This is a genomic window from Brevibacillus sp. YAE8 (assembly GCF_057543335.1).
Window position 1 is genome coordinate 1 of record NZ_BAAIYG010000141.1, and the last position, 549, is coordinate 549.

Annotated in this window: 1 protein-coding gene and 1 pseudogene; one reads left to right on the forward strand and one right to left on the reverse strand. The window is 35.5% G+C overall.

Annotated elements, in window-relative coordinates; translation table 11 throughout:
• Positions 1-220: pseudogene (locus AC27IT_RS28050) on the reverse strand (immunoglobulin-like domain-containing protein); the annotation flags it as partial.
• 108 nt (positions 221-328) lie between these two features.
• On the opposite strand from AC27IT_RS28050, the gene AC27IT_RS28055 reads away from it, so the two are divergent.
• A partial coding sequence (locus tag AC27IT_RS28055; protein ID WP_487092301.1) for a Type 1 glutamine amidotransferase-like domain-containing protein occupies positions 329-549 on the forward strand: 221 nt, incomplete at its 3' end.

Below are 549 nucleotides of genomic sequence, written 5' to 3' on the forward strand. Positions count from 1 at the left end.
TGTTTTGAATAACAAAAAAGCCAAACTGCGTTTTATCGTACTTTTCGCTTACAGCAGATAGCGTAATTGCACCTCCGTCAGTGTTAATGGAAGAAGGAATGTTTTTTTCTTGTTTGGCTCCAAGTTCCATTTTTTGACCGTTATAATCGATATAGCCAAAAATACAAAACAAGATAATAAAAATACCTAGTATTAGTATAAGTGTTCGTACTATTTTCAAAAGCTTCGCACCACCTTTTTATCACTCTTCCATTATACGGAAAACTTCTTGTTTGAAATTGTATGAATTTACATTTTCTATATCACTTTTTTGAAAGGAATGATTGAAATGAGACAAATTATAGCCATGGGCGGCGGAGGTTTTTCGATGGAGCCGGATAACTTGCTTCTGGATCAATACATACTGTCACAAGCTCATATAGATGTGCCGAAAATCTGTTTTATCCCTACAGCCAGCGGAGATGCCGATAATTATATAGAAAGGTTTTATGAAGCGTTTGAGAAGTTGGTATGCAAACCGTCTCATTTATCGCTGTTTTCACCAAACTT